Genomic DNA, 17847 nt, shown 5'->3' on the forward strand with positions numbered 1-17847 from the left:
TATAAAAAGCAATATAAAGTTCATGTCTCTTTTGTTATGTGCCACTTTAAGTACAGTATAAAAAAGAGTCCGTTTAAAATCAGTCTAAAACAACAAGGAAACGTTCCCATAAATTACAAGTCTCAAAATACCTATAATGATAAGATGTGCGGGATAATATGCGTAAAAAAACCATTTTATCCAATTCGCTTTACCTTTTTTACCATTATATAATTTTAAAACTGGATAAACAAGTAAAATGCCCGATAGTACCATTGCATAAACTTTGCTTACAAAGAAAAAAGAAACAACACCATACAAAAAAACCAACGGCAACATCTTTTTCATTTGGCCCTTTAGATCACCACGTTTTCTATACATGCCTATAATTGCTAAAACAGCAATGCATGACCAATCTGCAGGAAAGGCACTCCATATTAGAATAAAAATGATAATTCGCTTTAGCCCAATTCTAATTTGTAACTTTTTATTATCATCTAGCCATAAAACTACTACAGCAATAAACAATGGATACATAATACTTGTTTGGTTAAATATCCCTGTACTAAAGGGAATTAGTGGAATTCCAAAGGAAAAACAATATGCAAAATGGGAGATTACTGCAAAAATGCCCAATCTCATTATGTACTTCTTTATATCCTTTGTGTAGTGATATCCTTCACAAATAAAAAACCACATAATAGGAGCAGTTAATCTTCCAATCAGGTGCATCACAATCGGCAGTGGTTCTGCTGTAAAACCGGGAAAAATCAAATCTGCCACATGATCAATAGTCATAGCAATAATTGCAATGAACTTCAAATGATTACTGTTTAGTTTTGTCGGCATTTATTTTACTCCTATATTCTCCTCATATAAATATTCTTCATCCACTCTATTTTACCACACAAAACAACAAAGTCATGTATGATTTCAAATCCTCAAACATGACTTTAATTTGTGTCATTAGGTCAAAATAGATGCAAGATTTCTAAGATCAATTTTATCAACTTCTCTCAGCTCATATCCACTATGAAATAATTTCTGGGCTTCTGCAGAAATACACGGGATAATTCGTTCATCAAACACAGCACTCGAAAACCATTCTGCTTTAAAATCATACCAATCATCATTTAATCCAGCTTGTTTTGCACTTCCATCTTCACTGATTATTAAAGGGTGTATATCTATATATCCCAATTTCGGATGACACAGCTCAATACGTGTGGGACGCCAGTCGGTTGTAATCGTATAGCCTTTTACCTCCAGTGCATCTAATAAAATATCTGTAAATTCTCCGTCAAAGTCCACATCAACATCCCTGTGCTCCCTGTTTTGCTTTCCAAGCAAAATGTCCACGCCCCAGCCACCATCTATCCAATACTGTATATGAAGGCTGTCCAGTAAATCCAGAACTTCCATTAAATTTTCCTTGTTGGTAATTTCCTTTCTTTCCATAAAATCTCCTTATTATAAATTGTCATTATATGTTTATTATATCATCTAGCTCTACAAAATATAGAAAAATAATCAGGTCAAAATAGATGCAATCACAACAAATTTCAAAACGAACCGAATCTTAACACGACGCTTATACCTATTATGAAGCGTGGGGCGCAATTGTAATATCATGGCATCAAGAGTTCTTCCATTCTTTTTTCAAAATAGCATATTGGTATGTATTCTCATAATATGGAGTTCCATCAGGATTGTTTATAAAGGATATAAACTCAAGAAATAGTCCCTCTTTTCTCATTCCTAACCGTTCACAAACTTTTTGTGAAGAGATATTGTCAGCCTCTGCATACGCATAAATTCTCCTTGCATCTTTTTCAAAAAGATATCGAAAAAGTTCTTTCGCAGCTTCTGTTGCATGCCCATTTCCACCATAATTCAAATTAAAGTTCCATCCCACGCTATAAGTATCAAGTCCTTCTCTCTTTGCAAACACTTCACCAATAATAAAGTCTGAGTTGTGCAAACAAACTGCATAGCAATTGCCGAAAATCCCGCCGTTTTGTCTTTCTTTAAGTTTTATTACTGCCTCATCATAAGAATTTACTTTTTCACTCATGAATATAGACAAACTAAAAGACCGACGACATAAATCGACGGTCTTCGCAATGGCGGAGATGGAGAGATTCGAACTCTCGCGCCGGTTACCCGACCTACCGCATTTCGAGTGCGGACCCTTCAACCACTTGGGTACATCTCCTTATTCTATTTGCTGCTTCATTCTCAATTTGCAACGAAGAAAATTATACCATACAACGGCATCTTATGCAATCAAATTCCGTCGGATCCGAACTATCCTTTATAATTTTTTTAAGATTTACTTGCTTCACTGCCTGCCGATGAACATTCCTAAAACAACTCTACAAACGACTTTTATAATCTGCAATCTTGGGGTATAATAAATATTGGAAATAACCACCCAGAAAAAATACCTAAAAAGAAAAGGAGATAAGATATATGGATCCACGCATAAAAAAACTAGCAAATGTATTAGTTGACTATTCCTGTGACGTGAAGCCTGGTGAAAAAGTCTTCATCCACTATGAAGGTGAATGCACAAAAGCCCTGGTGAAACAACTGATAAAAAACATCTACGCCAAAGGCGGACTTCCCTATTTTGAGATTCGGGATGCTGAGATCAACCGAGAGATTCTGCTAGGCTGTACGGAAGAGCAAATTGAGTTTATGAAAGAATATCAGCTGAAGCAGATGGAAGGCATGGACGCCTACATTTCCATCCGGGCGGGATTGAATACATCAGAAACCTCCGACGTGCCTTCTGCGAACATGAGTATGTACAACCGGATTCTCCATCCGGTGCTGGAGCAGAGGGTAAACCGCACGAAATGGGTCGTTCTGCGTTATCCTAACCACAGCATGGCCCAGTTAGCTACCACTAGCCTGGAGGCCTTTGAGGACTTCTATTTTGAGGTGTGCACCCTGGACTATCAAAAGATGGCTGAAGCGATGACTCCTCTGGTAGAGCTCATGAATCGGACAGATAAAGTCCATCTTGTGGGACCAGGGACAGACCTGACCTTCTCTATCAAGGGAATACCAGCTATCAAGTGTTCCGGCGAACGCAATATTCCAGACGGCGAAGTGTATACAGCTCCTGTAAAGGATTCCATGAACGGCATCATTTCCTACAATACCCCATCCGAAGAATTGGGCTTTACCTATGAAAACATTGTCTTTGAAGTGAAAGACGGAAAAATTATAAAGGCCACGTCCAACAACGATAAAAAGATTAATGAAATTCTGGATACAGATGAAGGCGCCAGATACTTCGGAGAATTTGCTATCGGAGTCAACCCATATGTGCTTCACCCGATGAAGGATACGCTGTTTGATGAAAAAATCGCCGGCTCCTTCCATCTGACACCGGGACAGTCTTATGAAGATGCTCCTAACGGCAACGGTTCTGCTGTCCACTGGGATTTGGTTATGATTCAGCGTCCAGAATACGGCGGCGGTGAAATCTATTTTGATGACGTCCTAATTCGAAAGGATGGCTTGTTTGTCCTTCCTGAACTTCAGTGCTTAAATCCCGATTCCTTAAAATAGGCATCACAGACCTTATAAAAAGATAACGCACGTCAGAGCCCCCAAGGGATATGGCGATATAGGTGCAGGACAAAACCAAAACGCCCTCAGATTAGGTGTATCTTACTCCTTCTGAGGGTGTTTTTTGCTTGTAGTTTTAATTGGTTTTATTCTCTGCTTATTTGCACTTGTCCAGCAACCGCTGCCACTGTTGGTCTACATACTGCTGGGCGTCTTCAATCATCCATTCGTTCCCTTTGGTAAACATATGCTTAAACCGCCCCTGCTTCTTCAGAAATTCTTCTATCGGCAATTTCTTCTTCGGCTCGTAGCTGAGCTTCCAGGTGCCTTCTTCAATCTCATACAGCGGCCATACACAAGTGTCTGCTGCCAGTCGGCATAGTTCGGCCAGCTCGGCCATATCATACCGCCAACCTCTTGGACACGGAGCTAAAACGTTGAGAAAGCAGGCTCCTTCCGTATAAATAGCCTTGTGAGCCTTTTCGTGAAGGTCTTTAAAGTTGCCGAGGAAAGTAGTCTGTGCCGCATAGGGTACGTTATGAGCGGCAATAATCTCCGTCAGATTCTTCTTCCGCTGAGTCTTGCCATAGGATTCTCTGCCTACCGGAGTCGTGGTGGCATCAGCAAACCGAGGTGTAGCCGAGGACCGCTGAATACCAGTATTCATGTAGGCTTCGTTGTCGTAACAGACGTAAACCATGTCGTGTCCTCGCTCCATGGCTCCTGACAAGGATTGCAGGCCGATGTCATAGGTGCCGCCGTCTCCGCCGAAGGTGATAAATTTAAAATTTTCCTCAATTTTGCCCTTCTTTTTCAACACCCGATAGGCGGCTTCCACACCGCCGCAGGTTGCGGCTGCATTTTCAAAGGCGCTGTGAATGTAGCTGTCTTCGTAAGCCGTGTAAGGATACAGATAGGTCGATACCTCCAGGCAACCGGTGGCATTGGTGACCACGGCCCGATCCGACGGTTCCAGCGCCCGCAGGACGCCTCGGACGGCTACAGATGCGCCGCAGCCTGCGCAGAGGCGGTGGCCGCCGGCCAGCCGTTCCGGCTTTTCCATCTCCTGTTTAAAATTATAAGCCATTGCTTTGCCACCTCCAGTTGTTGTTCTCCATCTGATACCGCTCATAAGTCACGTCTTTTTCTGCTCCGTCTGCTTCCCGCTGACCGATATGTCGATAGACGGGGCCGGTCTGACGGGTCTCCACAATGCTGTCCAGCTGACTGTAAATCTCTTCAAAATCGGTTACGGTAATGTCTCTGCCCCCCAGCCCGTATACGTAATTAATCAGGTTCGGACGCTGAGGCAAATCGTAAAGAGCAGAACGGGTCTCCGCAAACAAAGGCCCTCCCGCAGCAGAAAAACTCTCCGCCTTATCCATGACAGCCACCGCCTTAACGTGAGATAGGGCCTCCGCCAGCTCCTCCATGGGGAAGGGGCGGAAAACACGAATCTTAATCAAACCCGCTTTCTTCCCCTGCTGCCGCAGTGCATCCACCGCAGCCTTCCCTGTGCCGGCACTGGAACCAATAAGTACCACGGCTACCTCCGCATCCTCCATCATGAATTCCTCAAAGAAGCCATATTTCCTGCCGGTAACCTGCTCAAAGGCCTCGGCCACCTCCAGGATAACTTTTTTCGCACTTTTCATGGCTTCCGCCTGTTGTTTTTTAAATTCCATATAATAAGCCGATATGCCATAGGGCCCTACGGCCAGAGTATTATCCTTTTGCAGCAGATAATGTTCTGGCTGGTATTCTCCCACGAAGTCCCGAACTTTATCATCTTCCAGTAAGTCCATATTTTCTACCGCATGACTGGTGATGAAGCCGTCCTGGCAGACCATCACCGGCAGTCGGATATCCTTATGCTCCCCAATAGGCATCGCTTGAAGGAAATTGTCGTAAGCCTCCTGATTGGTCTCCGAATAAATCTGAATCCACCCGGAATCTCTAGCCCCCATGGAATCAGAATGATCGTTATTGATATTGATAGGCCCGGTCAGGGCCCGATTCACCAGCGCCATAGTAATTGGCAGCCGATAGGAGGAAGCCACATATAGCAGCTCCCACATGAGGGCCATACCGCAGGACGAGGTAGCTGTCACGGCCCTGGCTCCCGCAGCCTGAGCCGCGATACAGGTAGACATGGCACTGTGCTCTGATTCCACTGCTACGAACTCCGTATCCACCAGCCCATCTGCTACGTAAGAGGAAAAATACTGCGGAATTTCCGTAGAGGGCGTGATGGGAAAAGCGCCCATCACGTCGGGATTAATCTGCTTCATGGCAATGGCTACTGCTTCATTGCCGGATAATCTGTCTCTGATAGCCATCACTTTTCCTCCTTTTCAAACTGGATGGCACCGAAAGGACATACCTTGTAGCATATGCCACAGCCCTTACAGTGCATAAAATCAAAATCTGTCCGCTTTCCTTCTGCCACCGGTATGGAACTGTCGGGGCAGAAGGGAACGCAGATTAGACAATGTTTGCATTTATCTTCTATAAAAATCGGGGTCATGGTTCGCCAATCCCCCGTGTTTACCAACTTAGACGTAGCCGGCTCGTAAATCTCAGCCCCGGGAGTCAATTCCTGCCAAGGGGTGTGTTCATTAATCTCTGCTGCCTTTCTCATTAGCCTACCTTTACCTCCTCCATGGATTTTCTCAGGGCTTCCATATTGCCAGAAACCACCTGAGGCTTTGTCGTAAACTTGTGACGCAGGGAACTCTCCATATCTCGGATAAATTGCTCCTGTTCCACGATTTTACTAATCTTTACCGCAGCCGCCAGCATAGGGGTGTTCGGCATATTCCGGCCAATAGTCTCTTCTGAAATCCGTCTGGCATCGATAGAGCACACCTGCCCCTTAAAACCACCCAGCAGGCTTCTCAATTCTTCCGGCTCTTTCTCACTGTTGATAATGATGGCCCCTTCTTCCTTCAATCCGCTGGTCACATCCACACTGCCCAACAAGGTTTCATCCACTACGATGACGTAATCCGGACTATAAATATTAGAATGAACCGTGCACCGCTTATCGGTGATTCGGTTATAGGCTGTAATCGGCGCACCCATCCGCTCCGGACCGTATTCCGGAAAACCCTGTACGTGCTTCCCTGAGTAAAAGGCCACATCCGCCAACAGCAGGCAAGCGGTCTTTGCACCCTGGCCTCCTCGTCCGTGCCAACGAATCTCCACTGTACTCTTTCCCATCTTTCTATACCTCCATAAATCCTCTACTCTTTTTGTATGTGCAGGTAAAATAATAAAAAAAGACTTCTATCCTTGTAAAAGGACAAAAGCCTAAAGCATTTGCTATACCACCTCATACAACATACTAACATACGCGTTCCCGATTACGGGGGAAAACCGTCAAAGCTTACGTGGGGAGGCCCCAACCTTTCCTTCTTGGAAATGGCCTTGCCTCCGTTTCAGCCCTGCAACTCGGGAGTGATTTTCAGCTGTCCTGCTACTCCTGTCAAGCTCTCACCGTCCTTGACTCGCTCCTATTTTCACCTGGATACTTACTCTCTCCGTCATCGTCTTTTGCTTATTCAGTTGACTGCTTTTCATTTAGCATACTTGAATTTTAGTATAAAAAAGTCCCGCTGTCAAGATTTTTTTATTTTTTAAAACAAATAATTTTAAATATATTTGTTTTAAAAAACAATTATCGTAAATTCAGCGGTTCTTCTCTGTTATAACATGAAAAAAGCTTATTCAAAGCTTAATAAGCTTTAAATAAGCTTTTATTTTATCTCAACTACAGTCTAAAAAGACAGCCTTCTATACTGAGTGGTTCCGGTAGAATAATCGATCAGGAAAATGCTCTTGACGGTGAGTATTTCCCCGTCAAAGATACGCAGCACCTGGCTAATATCCTCTGTTTTCACGTAAACAGCATATCCGCAGGACGTAACAATCTCTGAGGGCGCTCGCTTTACGGTGCTCCGGATTCCCAGCTCGGTTATCTTTTCCTGAGCATACTTTGCCTTATAAAACGAAGAGAACGTAAGCAAATACTCATTTTTCATATTGTGTGCCTCCCATCCTATGAGACTCGCGGTCTATACTCATCATATGCGGGGCACCGCTTTTCTGCTATCGAAAATAAATTATTCCAAAACCTGAAATGGGTCTTTGGAAAATTCCTGAAAGGACATCTCTCTTATATAACGAATTTGACTGCTGTGCTTAAAAAATCGGTGGTAACGATGTTCTTCCTTTTGAATCGCTCCATTGATTTTATCCGGAAAATAGTTGATTACCGTTGCCTTAAACGGGTTTTCCTTGGCCCGGTTCAGTTCAGCCCGCTTCAACAGGTATTTGATGTGCATGTCAGCGCTGGGCAGGGAATAGCCTGAAAATACAATGTGATCTGCTTCCCGCAGGACCTTTTCCGCATTATTCCAAATATTGGTCAGGTACACATTGCCCATGTCCTTGTAATAGGTAGGGGGAACAATGATATATTGGGCCTCGCCGCGGCATTGACCACAAGTCACCGCTCCCGGATTATCCACGATAGACAGCGTTCCTTGCGGGTCTATCTTCGCGTCGATACACTTGCAAACCGGACAATATTTCCAGTTCAAAGACCCATGGATTTTTAAGAGTTTTACACTCTTCTCTGCTGCATCCCCGCGATCCAGATGATAAAAGCCATAATCCACATCAAATTTTCGCCCCAACACATTGTCCAAAATGATATCATAATTGGTAGAAATAAAAGTAATGTCCCCCTGAGATATGACCTCCTCCAGGTTCTCAATAAGCTTGGCGTGGCTCTCTCCCTGCATGCCGTTCTGCCGAGCCTCAATCTTATATTGAATTGCCTGCGCCATGGCAAAAATCAATGCCGTCCGATACTTATAAAGATTGCCTAAATCACTGCGGTACTTCTCATTGCGTTCAATGGCTAAATCCAAAATACCCAGTGCCTCTTCAAAGGTGGGGAACACAGCCTGCCGATAATTAAAATCTTCTTCAAAGGCAAAAAAATTCTTAAAATATCGATCCACCAATCCCTTAACTTTACTGTGTTTTAGTGGATATCTCCGATTAAATCCTTCATCTTCACACGCCTGAAAGTAAGAACAGAACAATTCCCGCTGCAAAGGCGCACCGTCCGCCTTAGAGGCTCCTGCTCCTAAAAATATGACTGTCTTTTTCATCACAGCTCTCCTTACATTTCCTTCACCAGCCCTGATTATTTTCTTCACTTATCTATTAAGTATACCATACCATTCCTACCGTCGTCTGAGAAAAGCAAAAGATTCGGGCGCAGCCGATCATGGCAGTAACGCTCGAATCTTTATATCTTAGAAAATAGAATTCCTTATTGAGGTGAACCCTCTGTCTTGTTTCCATTTTCTCCGTTTTCCTGATTTTTCCTCTGTTGCTGTGGTCCCCCACCCTGAGACCCCATATCCTCTATGCTTAGCGAACTGGCATCGATTAACTGAACACCTTCCCCTTGCTGCGCCTCTGTAGTAGATGGCAAATCACCGCTCAACTGGGCGCGGATACTGGATGCCCGCAGTAAACAGAACTCTTTCAAAGTGCTATAAGCCTTGTCGAATTCATCTACGGTATAAAAAGCCGTCGCATCCTTTTCCACATATGGGCGAATCATATTGTAAACCGAAGTAATCTTTTCCTCAAATTTACCGGATTCAAAGTAACTGGTGATGAATTCATCAAAATACTGGTGATAAAGCTCCTTATACTGTTCATTGTTGACAATGAAACTCCACATAGGCCGATCTGCTTCCTGGGCACCAGACAGCGGTGTGTCGATGGCGTAATTTACCATAGAAGTAGCCTGATCCCCATCAGCTTCCGTGGTGTTGCTTGTACGCTGTGCTCCAGGCCCCTTCATGCCTCCAAAAGCACCAAAGGCCAAGTTGTAATCCCAAGGAATCAGGGAGAGCACTCCATCTTTTTCGTACAAGTAATAGTTGTGCAGCATGTTGCCCGTATAGCTGTCGTAATTATCTACAAAGTTGTGAGCCACAAAGTATTTAATGATGGACTCTACATCCAGCGCACTTTCCAGGTCTTCCCCTGTACTAAGCTGTTTCAGGGCTGTAACAACCCGCTGCTGGTCTTCCTCTGTCGCATCCGTCTCTCCATTGTCAAAGATATCGCTATAGCTGTCCAGCTGGTCATCGGTATAGGCTAGGCTGGCGCCTTTACTGGACCCGCCGAATCCTTCAGCACCTTCGCCTGCTTTGTTTCCATCCTTGGACCAATCCGGCGGAGCCTGCATGGCTCCCGATGTCGTGCTGCCGCTTTGTCCATTCGGCATCCCCTCTGGCCTCTCACCCATAGCTCCTCCCGAAACAGATTGTGCCATGTCTGCCGGAGCCTTCATACCATCTTTGTCCATATTGCCCATGTTGTTCAACTGTTCCGTCTCCGGTTTATAGAGTTCACCTGCATCCTCTCCATAATTCCTGCTCAGGAAGGAATCGCTGACATCTTCCACGGCTAAGTACAGCCCCCAAGGTTCGCCGTTTATGGAAATATTCACAAAGCTGGTTAAAGGCGCAGCAGCACCTGCTTCCCGCATCATTTCATAGCTGAAATAATCCTTCATGTACGTAGCATCCGACATGAGATTATTCAAACTCAATTTATCCAGTCCGTAATAAGTCTGTCCGTCTACATATTTATCAAAGTTAATCTTAAAGCTATACCGATCCGTCGTATCATCGCTGGCAATCTGACTTAGTGACGTATTTCCCTTGGTAGCAAAAGACACCTCTGAAAAGGTCTCTCCATCAATCGTAACGTCTGCCTTATATTTACTCTTTTCCAGGGGATTTTCCAATAAATCCTGCCAGTCCTCCTCCCCTATATCCACATTAATCTCGTGGACGACGGAATCGTTCAGCAGCTTGTCTTCATACTCCATGGTCTTTCCCTGATCGGTGGAAGCATTGCTGCACCCGGTAAAGGCAGCTATCACTAAGGTTAAGCTGCATACTATGGCGATGGTCTTTTTCATAAGCTATTCCTTTCTTCTGAAACTATGCCTGTAATGGCCTCTGCCCTGTTGGGGCCGATTTTTTTCAGTATACAGTCAGATTAAGGAACTTCTATAAGGGTTTTGTGAGCAATTTATGAAGTTTACAGAAGGACGGGGAGCCTCTGCCCTATGGCAATGCTCTCTGGCGTCACAGCACATTGGAAAGCCAGAACCTGCACCCCCTGTTCCCATACCTGGCGGAGCACTTGCGCAAATTCCCTATGGGTCCGCTCGTTGGCTGTAAATAAAAGGGCATCGGCCATCTGTACCACAAAGATGACGTAAGCCTCATACCCCTCCTGCAAACATTCCGACAACTCTTTCAAATGCTTGACTCCCCGTTCCGTCGGCGCATCAGGAAAGCGAACCAGGCCGCCTTCCTCTAAAGTCACACCCTTGACCTCCAGGTAAATCTTTCGAGCTCCCGTCTCTACGTAAAAGTCAAAGCGGGAATTTTTATACTTACTCTCTGGCTTGATAAGCTCTATATCCTCAAAGAGGCCGCCGCTTTGGAGCCACTCTTGAACCGCCTTGTTTGGGACCTGGCTATCCATATTGATCAGTAAATCCTTCTTATAGACGGCAATCAAGTCGTACTTGGTCTTTCTGGAAGGATTGTCTGCTTCCTGCACGAAAATCTTGGCCCCCGCTGTCAGCAGCTCTCGACATCTGCCCGTATTTTTCACATGACAGATTTCTTCTCTTCCATCGAGGAGAATATGGGCGATGAAGCGGTTAGGCCTGGATAAAAACACCGCCGGGCGAATGCGTTCATACCTCATTATTTATCTCCTCTGCCCTCATCAACATACTCTTGCACTTCATATCTTTGTCTCCTTTTTCTCTGTCTTCCTGCGGCTATCTTGAACCATATATCTAAGAGTATATCATACTTTCATTTTTTCAGCTGTATAAGTTCCACATGTGGTTGAGAGGCCCTGAACCCGACCCTAAATCAAGCTGAGCCTTCAATGCGCCGGATATATATTCTTTTCCCCTACAGACACTTTCATGCAGGGTTTTGCCCCTTGCTAGACCACAGGCTATGGCAGAAGATAACGTGCAGCCCGTTCCATGAGTATTCGGATTATTGATTCGCTCTCCTGGAATCCAAGCTCCCTTTCCATTTTCATAAAGCAGATCTGCGGCATCAAAAAGGAGATGTCCCCCTTTAATCAGTACATTACTGTAAAATCGATTATAAAGTGTTTCCGCGGCCAGCAGCATATCTCTGTGACTCCTTATGGAAAAGCCGCATAAGCCCTCTGCCTCGGGGATATTGGGCGTGACTAAGTCGGCAACAGGAAACAGTTTTTTTACCAGCGCATCTATGGCATTTTCTGATAGCAAACGACTTCCGCTTGTGGAAACCATAACTGGATCCAGTACAATGTTGCGGGCCTTGTAATGCTGCAATCGCTCTGCGATAACTTCAATAATGTCGGGATTTGAAACCATACCGATTTTTACGGCATCGGGGAAAATATCGGTAAACACGGCATCAAGCTGCTCGGCGACAAATTCAGGCGCCGTATCCGCCACACCAGATACCCCTTTTGTGTTCTGAGCGGTAAGGGCGGTAATAACGCTCATGGCATACATCTTATGAGCGGTAATGGTTTTAATATCAGCCTGAATACCCGCGCCTCCGCTGCAATCAGAACCGGCAATCGTAAGCACTTTAATCAAAACAAGCCCCCATTTCTCTAAGAGAGCAGATGTATGTATCTGCGGTTTCCCTGAGCTGATTTTCATATTTGGCAAAAGACTTATCCTGCACTGCTATTACAGGAAATCCGGCGGTTTTTGCAGTTTTTACCGCGTGGATTGCATCTTCAAACACCGGCGTATACTCCTTTTCCGTCTTTAGTACCCGGAGGGCGTATTCAAAAATATCTCCTTGGTCTTTTCCCAAACCAACATCCCCACAGGTGATGATCCCTTGGAAATATCCCAGCCAGCCTAGCCGAGAGAAGGCGGCCTTTACCAAATATTGATCCGTTGCGGTTACCACACACATTTTTATGCCCCGGCTATAAAACTGTCTCAAAAGTTCGTCCGCTCCGTCTTTAGGTAGCACCTGATAGCGATAGAATGTTTCTATGCTGGCGTTTATCTCCTTTTCAATTTCTGCAACAGTCTGTGCCAGCTGGTATTGGCTCTGAAAATGTGCTGCCGCCTGACGAAGAGTCATCCATTTCAATCTATCCGAAAGGCCCTCTTTTGGCACAATCCCCTGAGCACGTAGATACGCTTCCCCTAAATGGTCCCACATCTCCATGGATTCCAAAAGCGTTCCGTCCAAATCGAAAATAGCACCCTTCATCTTCATAACAACCACTTTTCCGCCAGCTCACGAAGCGCCAGGCAGCTTACCCGGATATCCGGCTGCGCAAAAATCGCGGAAACAAGAGCAACCCCGGCAAGCCCTAAATCGGTGAGCTGGTGAAGGTTTTCTTTGGCGATGCCGCCTATGGCCACTACCGGTATTTTAACAGCATGGCATATTTCGCCCACGGTTTCCAATGAAACAGCATCTGCATCCGCCTTGGTTGAGGTGGAAAACACTGCTCCTACCCCAAGGTAGTCCGCACCGCTTTTTTCCGCAGCTCTCGCGTGTGCAACAGTGCTTACTGATACGCCTAACAACATATTTTCACCAATCCGACTGCGGACATCCTGTGCATTCATGTCCCTTTGTCCGACATGAATGCCGTCGGCCTTGCTATCCAGGGCAATTTGCACATGATCATTAATGATAAACGGTACGCCGAACTTATGACAGAGCGCTTTTATCTCCAGTGCTTCCGCCAAGAATTCATCGTCTGGCATGGACTTTTCCCTCAGCTGTAAACAAGTAGTACCTCCTTTTAGGGCCTCTTCCACCGCCACACTGAGGTGCTTGCCCTTTAGCCAGGAACGGTCGGTAACCCCATACAAGAGCAGCGAATTTTTATCGAATTGCATACCGTGCTCCTTTATCCAGCGTTTCGCCGTCCAAATTATAGATGGCATCAATGATGTAGCTGCGGTAAGTAGCATTGCCATCAGCGGTGGTCAGCCTCTTGTACGCAATCTCTCCCGCAAGACCCATGGCACATACCGCTGCCGCAGCGGCCTTTAGCTTCTCTTGGGGATTGGCTGAAAGAAATGCAGCAATCAAACAAGTGAGCATACAGCCTGTCCCGGTGATTTTTCCCATCTCCGGCCGACCATTGCGGATGACGTATGCCGTATCTTTATCCCCAACAATATCAATGGCCCCCGTAACGGCTACAATGGTACCCATTTGCTCTGCGTATGCTTTGACAAAAGCAATTGCCGCAGTTAGTGTTTCTTCGGAAACCACATCGGTTTCAGCGGCATCAACTCCTTTTGTGCTTCCGCCAATCGCTGCCAAGGTCTTTATTTCAGAGCTGTTGCCTCGAATGACATCAAATTTTATTTCCTCCATCAGCTTTTTTGCCGTACTGGTTCGAAGGGCTGAAGCCCCTGCCCCCACCGGATCAAGAATGACTGGGTGAAAAAGCTCGTTGGCCTTTTTTCCGGCAGCGAACATGGCAGGAATAGTGTTTTGATTCAAGGTGCCAATGTTGATGTTCAAGGCACTGCAAATAGAAGTAATGTCTGCTGCTTCCTCTATATCATCGGCCATAATCGGCGAAGCTCCAGCGGCAAGCAATATATTGGCACAGTCGTTTACCGTGACATAGTTTGTGATATTATGCACAAGCGGGGAAATCAGACGTACATTTTCAATAAAATTTCCAAACATTATAAATCCTCCTTATTTCGCGGTTACGACTTCACCATTTAGAATCTTGTTCATATTCCGCATAGCACACATTTCGCCGCACATGGTGCAGGCATCTTTAATCTCTGACGGATTTTCGTCGTGAATTTTTCTTGCCTTTTCAGGGTCTATGGACAGCGAGAACATCTTTTCCCAATCCACCTCTTGGCGGGCTTTGCTCATTTCATCATCCCAGTCAGAAGCATGTGGAATATTCTTGGCCAGGTCGGCGGCGTGAGCGGCGATTTTAGCGGCGATAATACCGTCGTGAACATCCTGCTCGTTGGGCAAGCGCAAATGCTCGGCCGGCGTAACGTAGCAGAGAAAGGCAGCGCCATTTGCCGCTGCAACGGTACCGCCGATAGCAGAGGTAATGTGGTCGTATCCCGGAGCAATATCAGTCACAAGAGGGCCTAAAACATAATACGGTGCTCCATGACAGAGGGTCTGCTGTAATTTCATATTTGAAGCAATCTGATTCAGGGGCATATGTCCGGGGCCTTCGATTATCACCTGCACATCTCGAGCCCAGGCTCTTTTGGTTAATTCACCTAACGTAATCATTTCTTCCACCTGGGTGGCATCTGACGCATCATGGGTGCTGCCAGGCCGACAGGCATCCCCCAAACTGAGGGTGACATCATATTTTCGGCAAATTTCCAGAAGTTCATCAAACTGTTCGAAAAAAGGATTTTCTTTTCCTGTCATCTGCATCCAGGCAAACATGAGAGATCCTCCTCGCGACACAATGTTCGTTATGCGGTTTCTGTTTCTCATAAATCGAGCAGCAGTAGCCTGATTCATGCCGCAGTGAATCGTCATAAAGTCGAATCCGTCTTCTGCATGGATTCGGGCAATTTCCAGCCATTCATCTGACGTAATTTCAGCTAGCTCTTTGTTGTAATACACTAGCGCATCATAAATGGGTACACTGCCCAAGGCTGCCTTACACTGTGCTGCCAACGTGCGCCGAAAAGCACGGGTATCACCAAAGGTGCTTAGATCCATGATGGCATCTGCACCTAATCGTTCTGCTTCCTGCACCTTTGCCAATTCCACGTCTATGTTGCAGCAATCCCTGGATGCGCCCAGATTTACATTGATTTTGGTAGAGAGCATACGACCAATTGCTTTCGGATGCCCAATCTGGTGTCTTTTGTTCTTAGGTATAACTGCTTGCCCCTCGGCAATAAGCGCTCTCAGCTGCTCCGCAGAAATATGCTCATCTCCCGCTGCGATTTCCATTTCAGGCGTAACGATGCCAAGCCGTGCCGCCTCCATTTGTGTTGCGTAAGCCATAATCCAACTTCCTTTCCATTTTTAATAAATACAAAAATGCCCCTTTCCGCCGAACGGAAAGAGGCAACAAAAACACCACGATGTGCTATATGTTTGCTTTCCTACGGCGGCATTATCCGCATCAGGTATAAGGGTCGAAGCTTTTGCTTCCTCTCAGCCGTAACGGCTCCCCTGAGCATTTTTCACATTATAACATAAAGGAAAGGGAATAGTAAGCACTTATTCTTCTTATTCTCACATCTTTTTTATTATCTAAAATAGAAATTCGGACATATCAAGCTTTTATCTGCTGGGCTTCTCTCCTACATCCTTTACTGAATCATATTCTTTACCAGCCGCTTATAAAGCTGGAAGAGACTGGCTTTCTGAGCGCTCTCTTCCGCTACCAGCGGATAACGGCCAAGTTCTTTTTTATCCTGGTAAACCACGATTTCTCCTACCTTATCGCCCTTTTTAATTGGAGCCTTCACTTCTTTATCTTGCTCTACCTCAAAAGTTACCCCATCCTTTTGACCTTTTTCCACTAGGATGGAAATATCCTCGCCTGCCACCGCATTGATATAGTTTGGCTCCCCTTTTTCAATTTCCATCAACCCGTGAGGCTCGCCTTTTTCTGCCAGTTTCACCGTATCATAAGCAGCAAATCCATAATCTAACAGTTTGCCGGCTTCGGCAAAACGGACCTTCGAGCTGGAGCAGCCTAAAACGACAGCAATCAAAGTCATATCATCCCTGGTAGCAGAACCGGAAAGGCAGTAGCCAGCCTCCTGAGTAAAGCCGGTCTTGATGCCATTGGCTCCTGTATATTGCTTAATCAGCCGGTTGGTATTGGTCAGACCAAATTCCGTCTGTTTGCCCGGCAGTCCCACCATCATCTGATCTTGCCACTTGGTGAACCAATCGTGAGTCTTCTCGTGTTTAATCAATTCACAAGACATAATCGCGATGTCATGAGCACTGGTGTAATGCTCTGCCACCGGCAGTCCGTTGGTGTTGACAAAATGAGTGTTCTCCATCCCCAGCTCTCGAGCTCGGCTGTTCATATTTTCTACAAAAATATCCACACTGCCGGAGATGTATTCTGCTACAGCTACACAGGCATCATTTGCTGATACCATGGAGATTCCTTTCATTAAATCTTCCAAAGGATGCTGTTCACCTGGCTCCATGTACATCTGAGAACCGCCCATAGAAGCCGCTTTCTCCGATATGGTTACCATATCTGTCAGCTTCACTTGACCTCGGTCAATAGCCTCCATGGCCAGCAGCATGGTCATAACCTTCGTCACAGAAGCCGGCGGCAATCGGTCTGCTCCGTTTTTAGAAAAGAGCACTTTGCCGCTGCCTACGTCCATCAGTACTGCCGCTTTAGCATCTACTGTTAACCCTGCGTTATTCACTTCCAGCGATCCAGCCGAACTCCCTGAGCCGGCACCTGATTCAGAGCCGCCTCCCTCTCCAGCTGTCGGATCAACAACTGCCGGTGTATCTGCACTGACTGAAGGATCCTCTGATTCCAGCTGTCCTCCTTCTCGGCCTGCGGAAACAGTTTTACCCAAATCATCAGGCAGAATACTGCCAATGCCAATGGCACCGCCGCCCACTACCAGTACACCGACTAGCAGGACGGACATAAATCGAATCAGCGAAACCCGGTGCACCGTCCGGGCTACCAGCAGCCGCTTCTTCCAGTGAACCAGATTCTTTCTCGTCTTCTTCCTTCTATCAGAATGTCTATTAAAAATACGCATAATTTCCCTCCCTGCCCTGCTCTTTGTTCAAGTCAGTTACACTAATATTATGATATTTTTAAAGACATCTTATTATTCTTATATTCTGGCAGAAAAGCCGATTATTTCTGGCGACATTCTTCTTTTATCGCCTCTCGCTCAATTTCAAACACATTAATGACATCGGCATCCGGGCAGCAAAACTTACATTTATCCGCAGTCTCTCCGCCTGGAACGGTGCCGCCATACCGCAGGATGTCGATGTAAGGGAAGGCCGTGTGCAGCATCATGGGGCACATGTGTCCTCTGTCTTGGTCAAAATCAAAAGTGTCTCCCACCTTATGCCCATAATGACAACCGCCTTTTCCAATTTTATCCACCATGCGCAGCGTGATTTTTGGTCTTTTCGCCATGTTCTGCCT

19 protein-coding genes, 1 tRNA gene and 1 riboswitch are annotated in these 17847 nt (G+C 45.7%); of the genes, 1 reads left to right on the plus strand and 19 read right to left on the minus strand.

Features of this window, described 5'->3' with window-relative positions; genetic code table 11:
- Positions 1–84: 84 nt before the first annotated feature.
- The 4 genes from Ami103574_RS10435 to Ami103574_RS10450 all read right to left on the minus strand — a co-directional run bounded on the left by Ami103574_RS10435 (position 85) and on the right by Ami103574_RS10450 (position 2194).
- Positions 85–828 carry a TraX family protein gene (locus Ami103574_RS10435; protein WP_163066958.1) on the minus strand — a complete coding sequence of 248 codons (744 nt, stop codon included), beginning with the start codon at positions 826–828 and terminating at the stop codon, positions 85–87.
- Between the two features lie 117 nt (positions 829–945).
- Entirely contained in the window at positions 946–1437 is a 492-nt protein-coding gene (locus tag Ami103574_RS10440; protein ID WP_163066959.1) for a nucleotidyltransferase domain-containing protein, read from the minus strand.
- A gap of 178 nt (positions 1438–1615) precedes the next feature.
- On the minus strand, positions 1616–2053 hold the full coding sequence (locus Ami103574_RS10445; RefSeq protein ID WP_163066960.1) for a GNAT family N-acetyltransferase: 438 nt from the start codon (positions 2051–2053) through the stop codon (positions 1616–1618).
- A 50-nt stretch (positions 2054–2103) separates the two neighbouring features.
- A tRNA-Ser gene (locus Ami103574_RS10450) sits at positions 2104–2194 on the minus strand.
- A gap of 257 nt (positions 2195–2451) precedes the next feature.
- Here Ami103574_RS10450 and Ami103574_RS10455 point away from each other — a divergent pair.
- On the plus strand, positions 2452–3561 hold the full coding sequence (locus Ami103574_RS10455; RefSeq protein ID WP_163066961.1) for an aminopeptidase: 1110 nt from the start codon (positions 2452–2454) through the stop codon (positions 3559–3561).
- Positions 3562–3718: 157 nt separating this feature from the next.
- Here the strand turns inward: Ami103574_RS10455 and Ami103574_RS10460 are convergent, their stop codons facing one another.
- From Ami103574_RS10460 to Ami103574_RS10530, 15 genes are all read right to left on the minus strand, one after another.
- The gene (locus tag Ami103574_RS10460; RefSeq protein WP_163066962.1) at positions 3719–4648 is read right to left on the minus strand and encodes a thiamine pyrophosphate-dependent enzyme; all 930 of its coding nucleotides are present in this window, start codon (positions 4646–4648) and stop codon (positions 3719–3721) included.
- A complete protein-coding gene (locus Ami103574_RS10465) occupies positions 4638–5900 on the minus strand; it encodes a pyruvate ferredoxin oxidoreductase (protein WP_163066963.1) in 1263 nt (420 codons plus the stop codon). The genes Ami103574_RS10460 and Ami103574_RS10465 overlap by 11 nt, the downstream gene beginning before the upstream one ends.
- Complete coding sequence (locus Ami103574_RS10470; protein WP_163066964.1) at positions 5900–6202, minus strand: 4Fe-4S binding protein; 303 nt, start codon at positions 6200–6202, stop codon at positions 5900–5902. Before Ami103574_RS10470 ends, Ami103574_RS10465 begins: the two co-directional genes overlap by 1 nt.
- Complete coding sequence (locus tag Ami103574_RS10475; protein ID WP_163066965.1) at positions 6202–6783, minus strand: 2-oxoacid:acceptor oxidoreductase family protein; 582 nt, start codon at positions 6781–6783, stop codon at positions 6202–6204. The genes Ami103574_RS10470 and Ami103574_RS10475 overlap by 1 nt, the downstream gene beginning before the upstream one ends.
- A gap of 557 nt (positions 6784–7340) precedes the next feature.
- The gene (locus Ami103574_RS10480; RefSeq protein WP_163066966.1) at positions 7341–7604 is read right to left on the minus strand and encodes a DUF3343 domain-containing protein; all 264 of its coding nucleotides are present in this window, start codon (positions 7602–7604) and stop codon (positions 7341–7343) included.
- An 81-nt stretch (positions 7605–7685) separates the two neighbouring features.
- A complete protein-coding gene (locus Ami103574_RS10485) occupies positions 7686–8744 on the minus strand; it encodes an SIR2 family protein (protein ID WP_163066967.1) in 1059 nt (352 codons plus the stop codon).
- 164 nt (positions 8745–8908) lie between these two features.
- Entirely contained in the window at positions 8909–10582 is a 1674-nt protein-coding gene (locus Ami103574_RS10490) for a CotH kinase family protein (protein ID WP_163066968.1), read from the minus strand.
- A gap of 122 nt (positions 10583–10704) precedes the next feature.
- A complete protein-coding gene (gene sfsA, locus Ami103574_RS10495) occupies positions 10705–11385 on the minus strand; it encodes a DNA/RNA nuclease SfsA (RefSeq protein ID WP_163066969.1) in 681 nt (226 codons plus the stop codon).
- Between the two features lie 121 nt (positions 11386–11506).
- On the minus strand, positions 11507–12283 hold the full coding sequence (gene thiD, locus Ami103574_RS10500) for a bifunctional hydroxymethylpyrimidine kinase/phosphomethylpyrimidine kinase (RefSeq protein ID WP_330587255.1): 777 nt from the start codon (positions 12281–12283) through the stop codon (positions 11507–11509).
- Position 12284: 1 nt separating this feature from the next.
- Positions 12285–12935 (minus strand): HAD family hydrolase, encoded by a 651-nt coding sequence (locus Ami103574_RS10505; protein WP_163066970.1) that lies wholly within the window; start codon positions 12933–12935, stop codon positions 12285–12287.
- A complete protein-coding gene (thiE, locus tag Ami103574_RS10510; RefSeq protein WP_163066971.1) occupies positions 12932–13570 on the minus strand; it encodes a thiamine phosphate synthase in 639 nt (212 codons plus the stop codon). The genes Ami103574_RS10505 and thiE overlap by 4 nt, the downstream gene beginning before the upstream one ends.
- Positions 13557–14378, minus strand: a complete 822-nt coding sequence (gene thiM / locus Ami103574_RS10515) for a hydroxyethylthiazole kinase (RefSeq protein WP_163066972.1) — start codon at positions 14376–14378, stop codon at positions 13557–13559. The genes thiE and thiM overlap by 14 nt, the downstream gene beginning before the upstream one ends.
- A gap of 12 nt (positions 14379–14390) precedes the next feature.
- Entirely contained in the window at positions 14391–15695 is a 1305-nt protein-coding gene (gene thiC / locus Ami103574_RS10520) for a phosphomethylpyrimidine synthase ThiC (protein WP_207710492.1), read from the minus strand.
- Between the two features lie 82 nt (positions 15696–15777).
- Positions 15778–15878: riboswitch (TPP riboswitch) on the minus strand.
- Positions 15879–16006: 128 nt separating this feature from the next.
- Complete coding sequence (locus Ami103574_RS10525; RefSeq protein ID WP_163066973.1) at positions 16007–17446, minus strand: D-alanyl-D-alanine carboxypeptidase family protein; 1440 nt, start codon at positions 17444–17446, stop codon at positions 16007–16009.
- Positions 17447–17547: 101 nt separating this feature from the next.
- Complete coding sequence (locus tag Ami103574_RS10530) at positions 17548–17838, minus strand: TIGR04076 family protein (RefSeq protein ID WP_163066974.1); 291 nt, start codon at positions 17836–17838, stop codon at positions 17548–17550.
- Positions 17839–17847 lie beyond the last annotated feature (9 nt).

The organism is Aminipila butyrica (assembly GCF_010669305.1).
Lineage (GTDB): Bacteria > Bacillota > Clostridia > Peptostreptococcales > Anaerovoracaceae > Aminipila > Aminipila butyrica.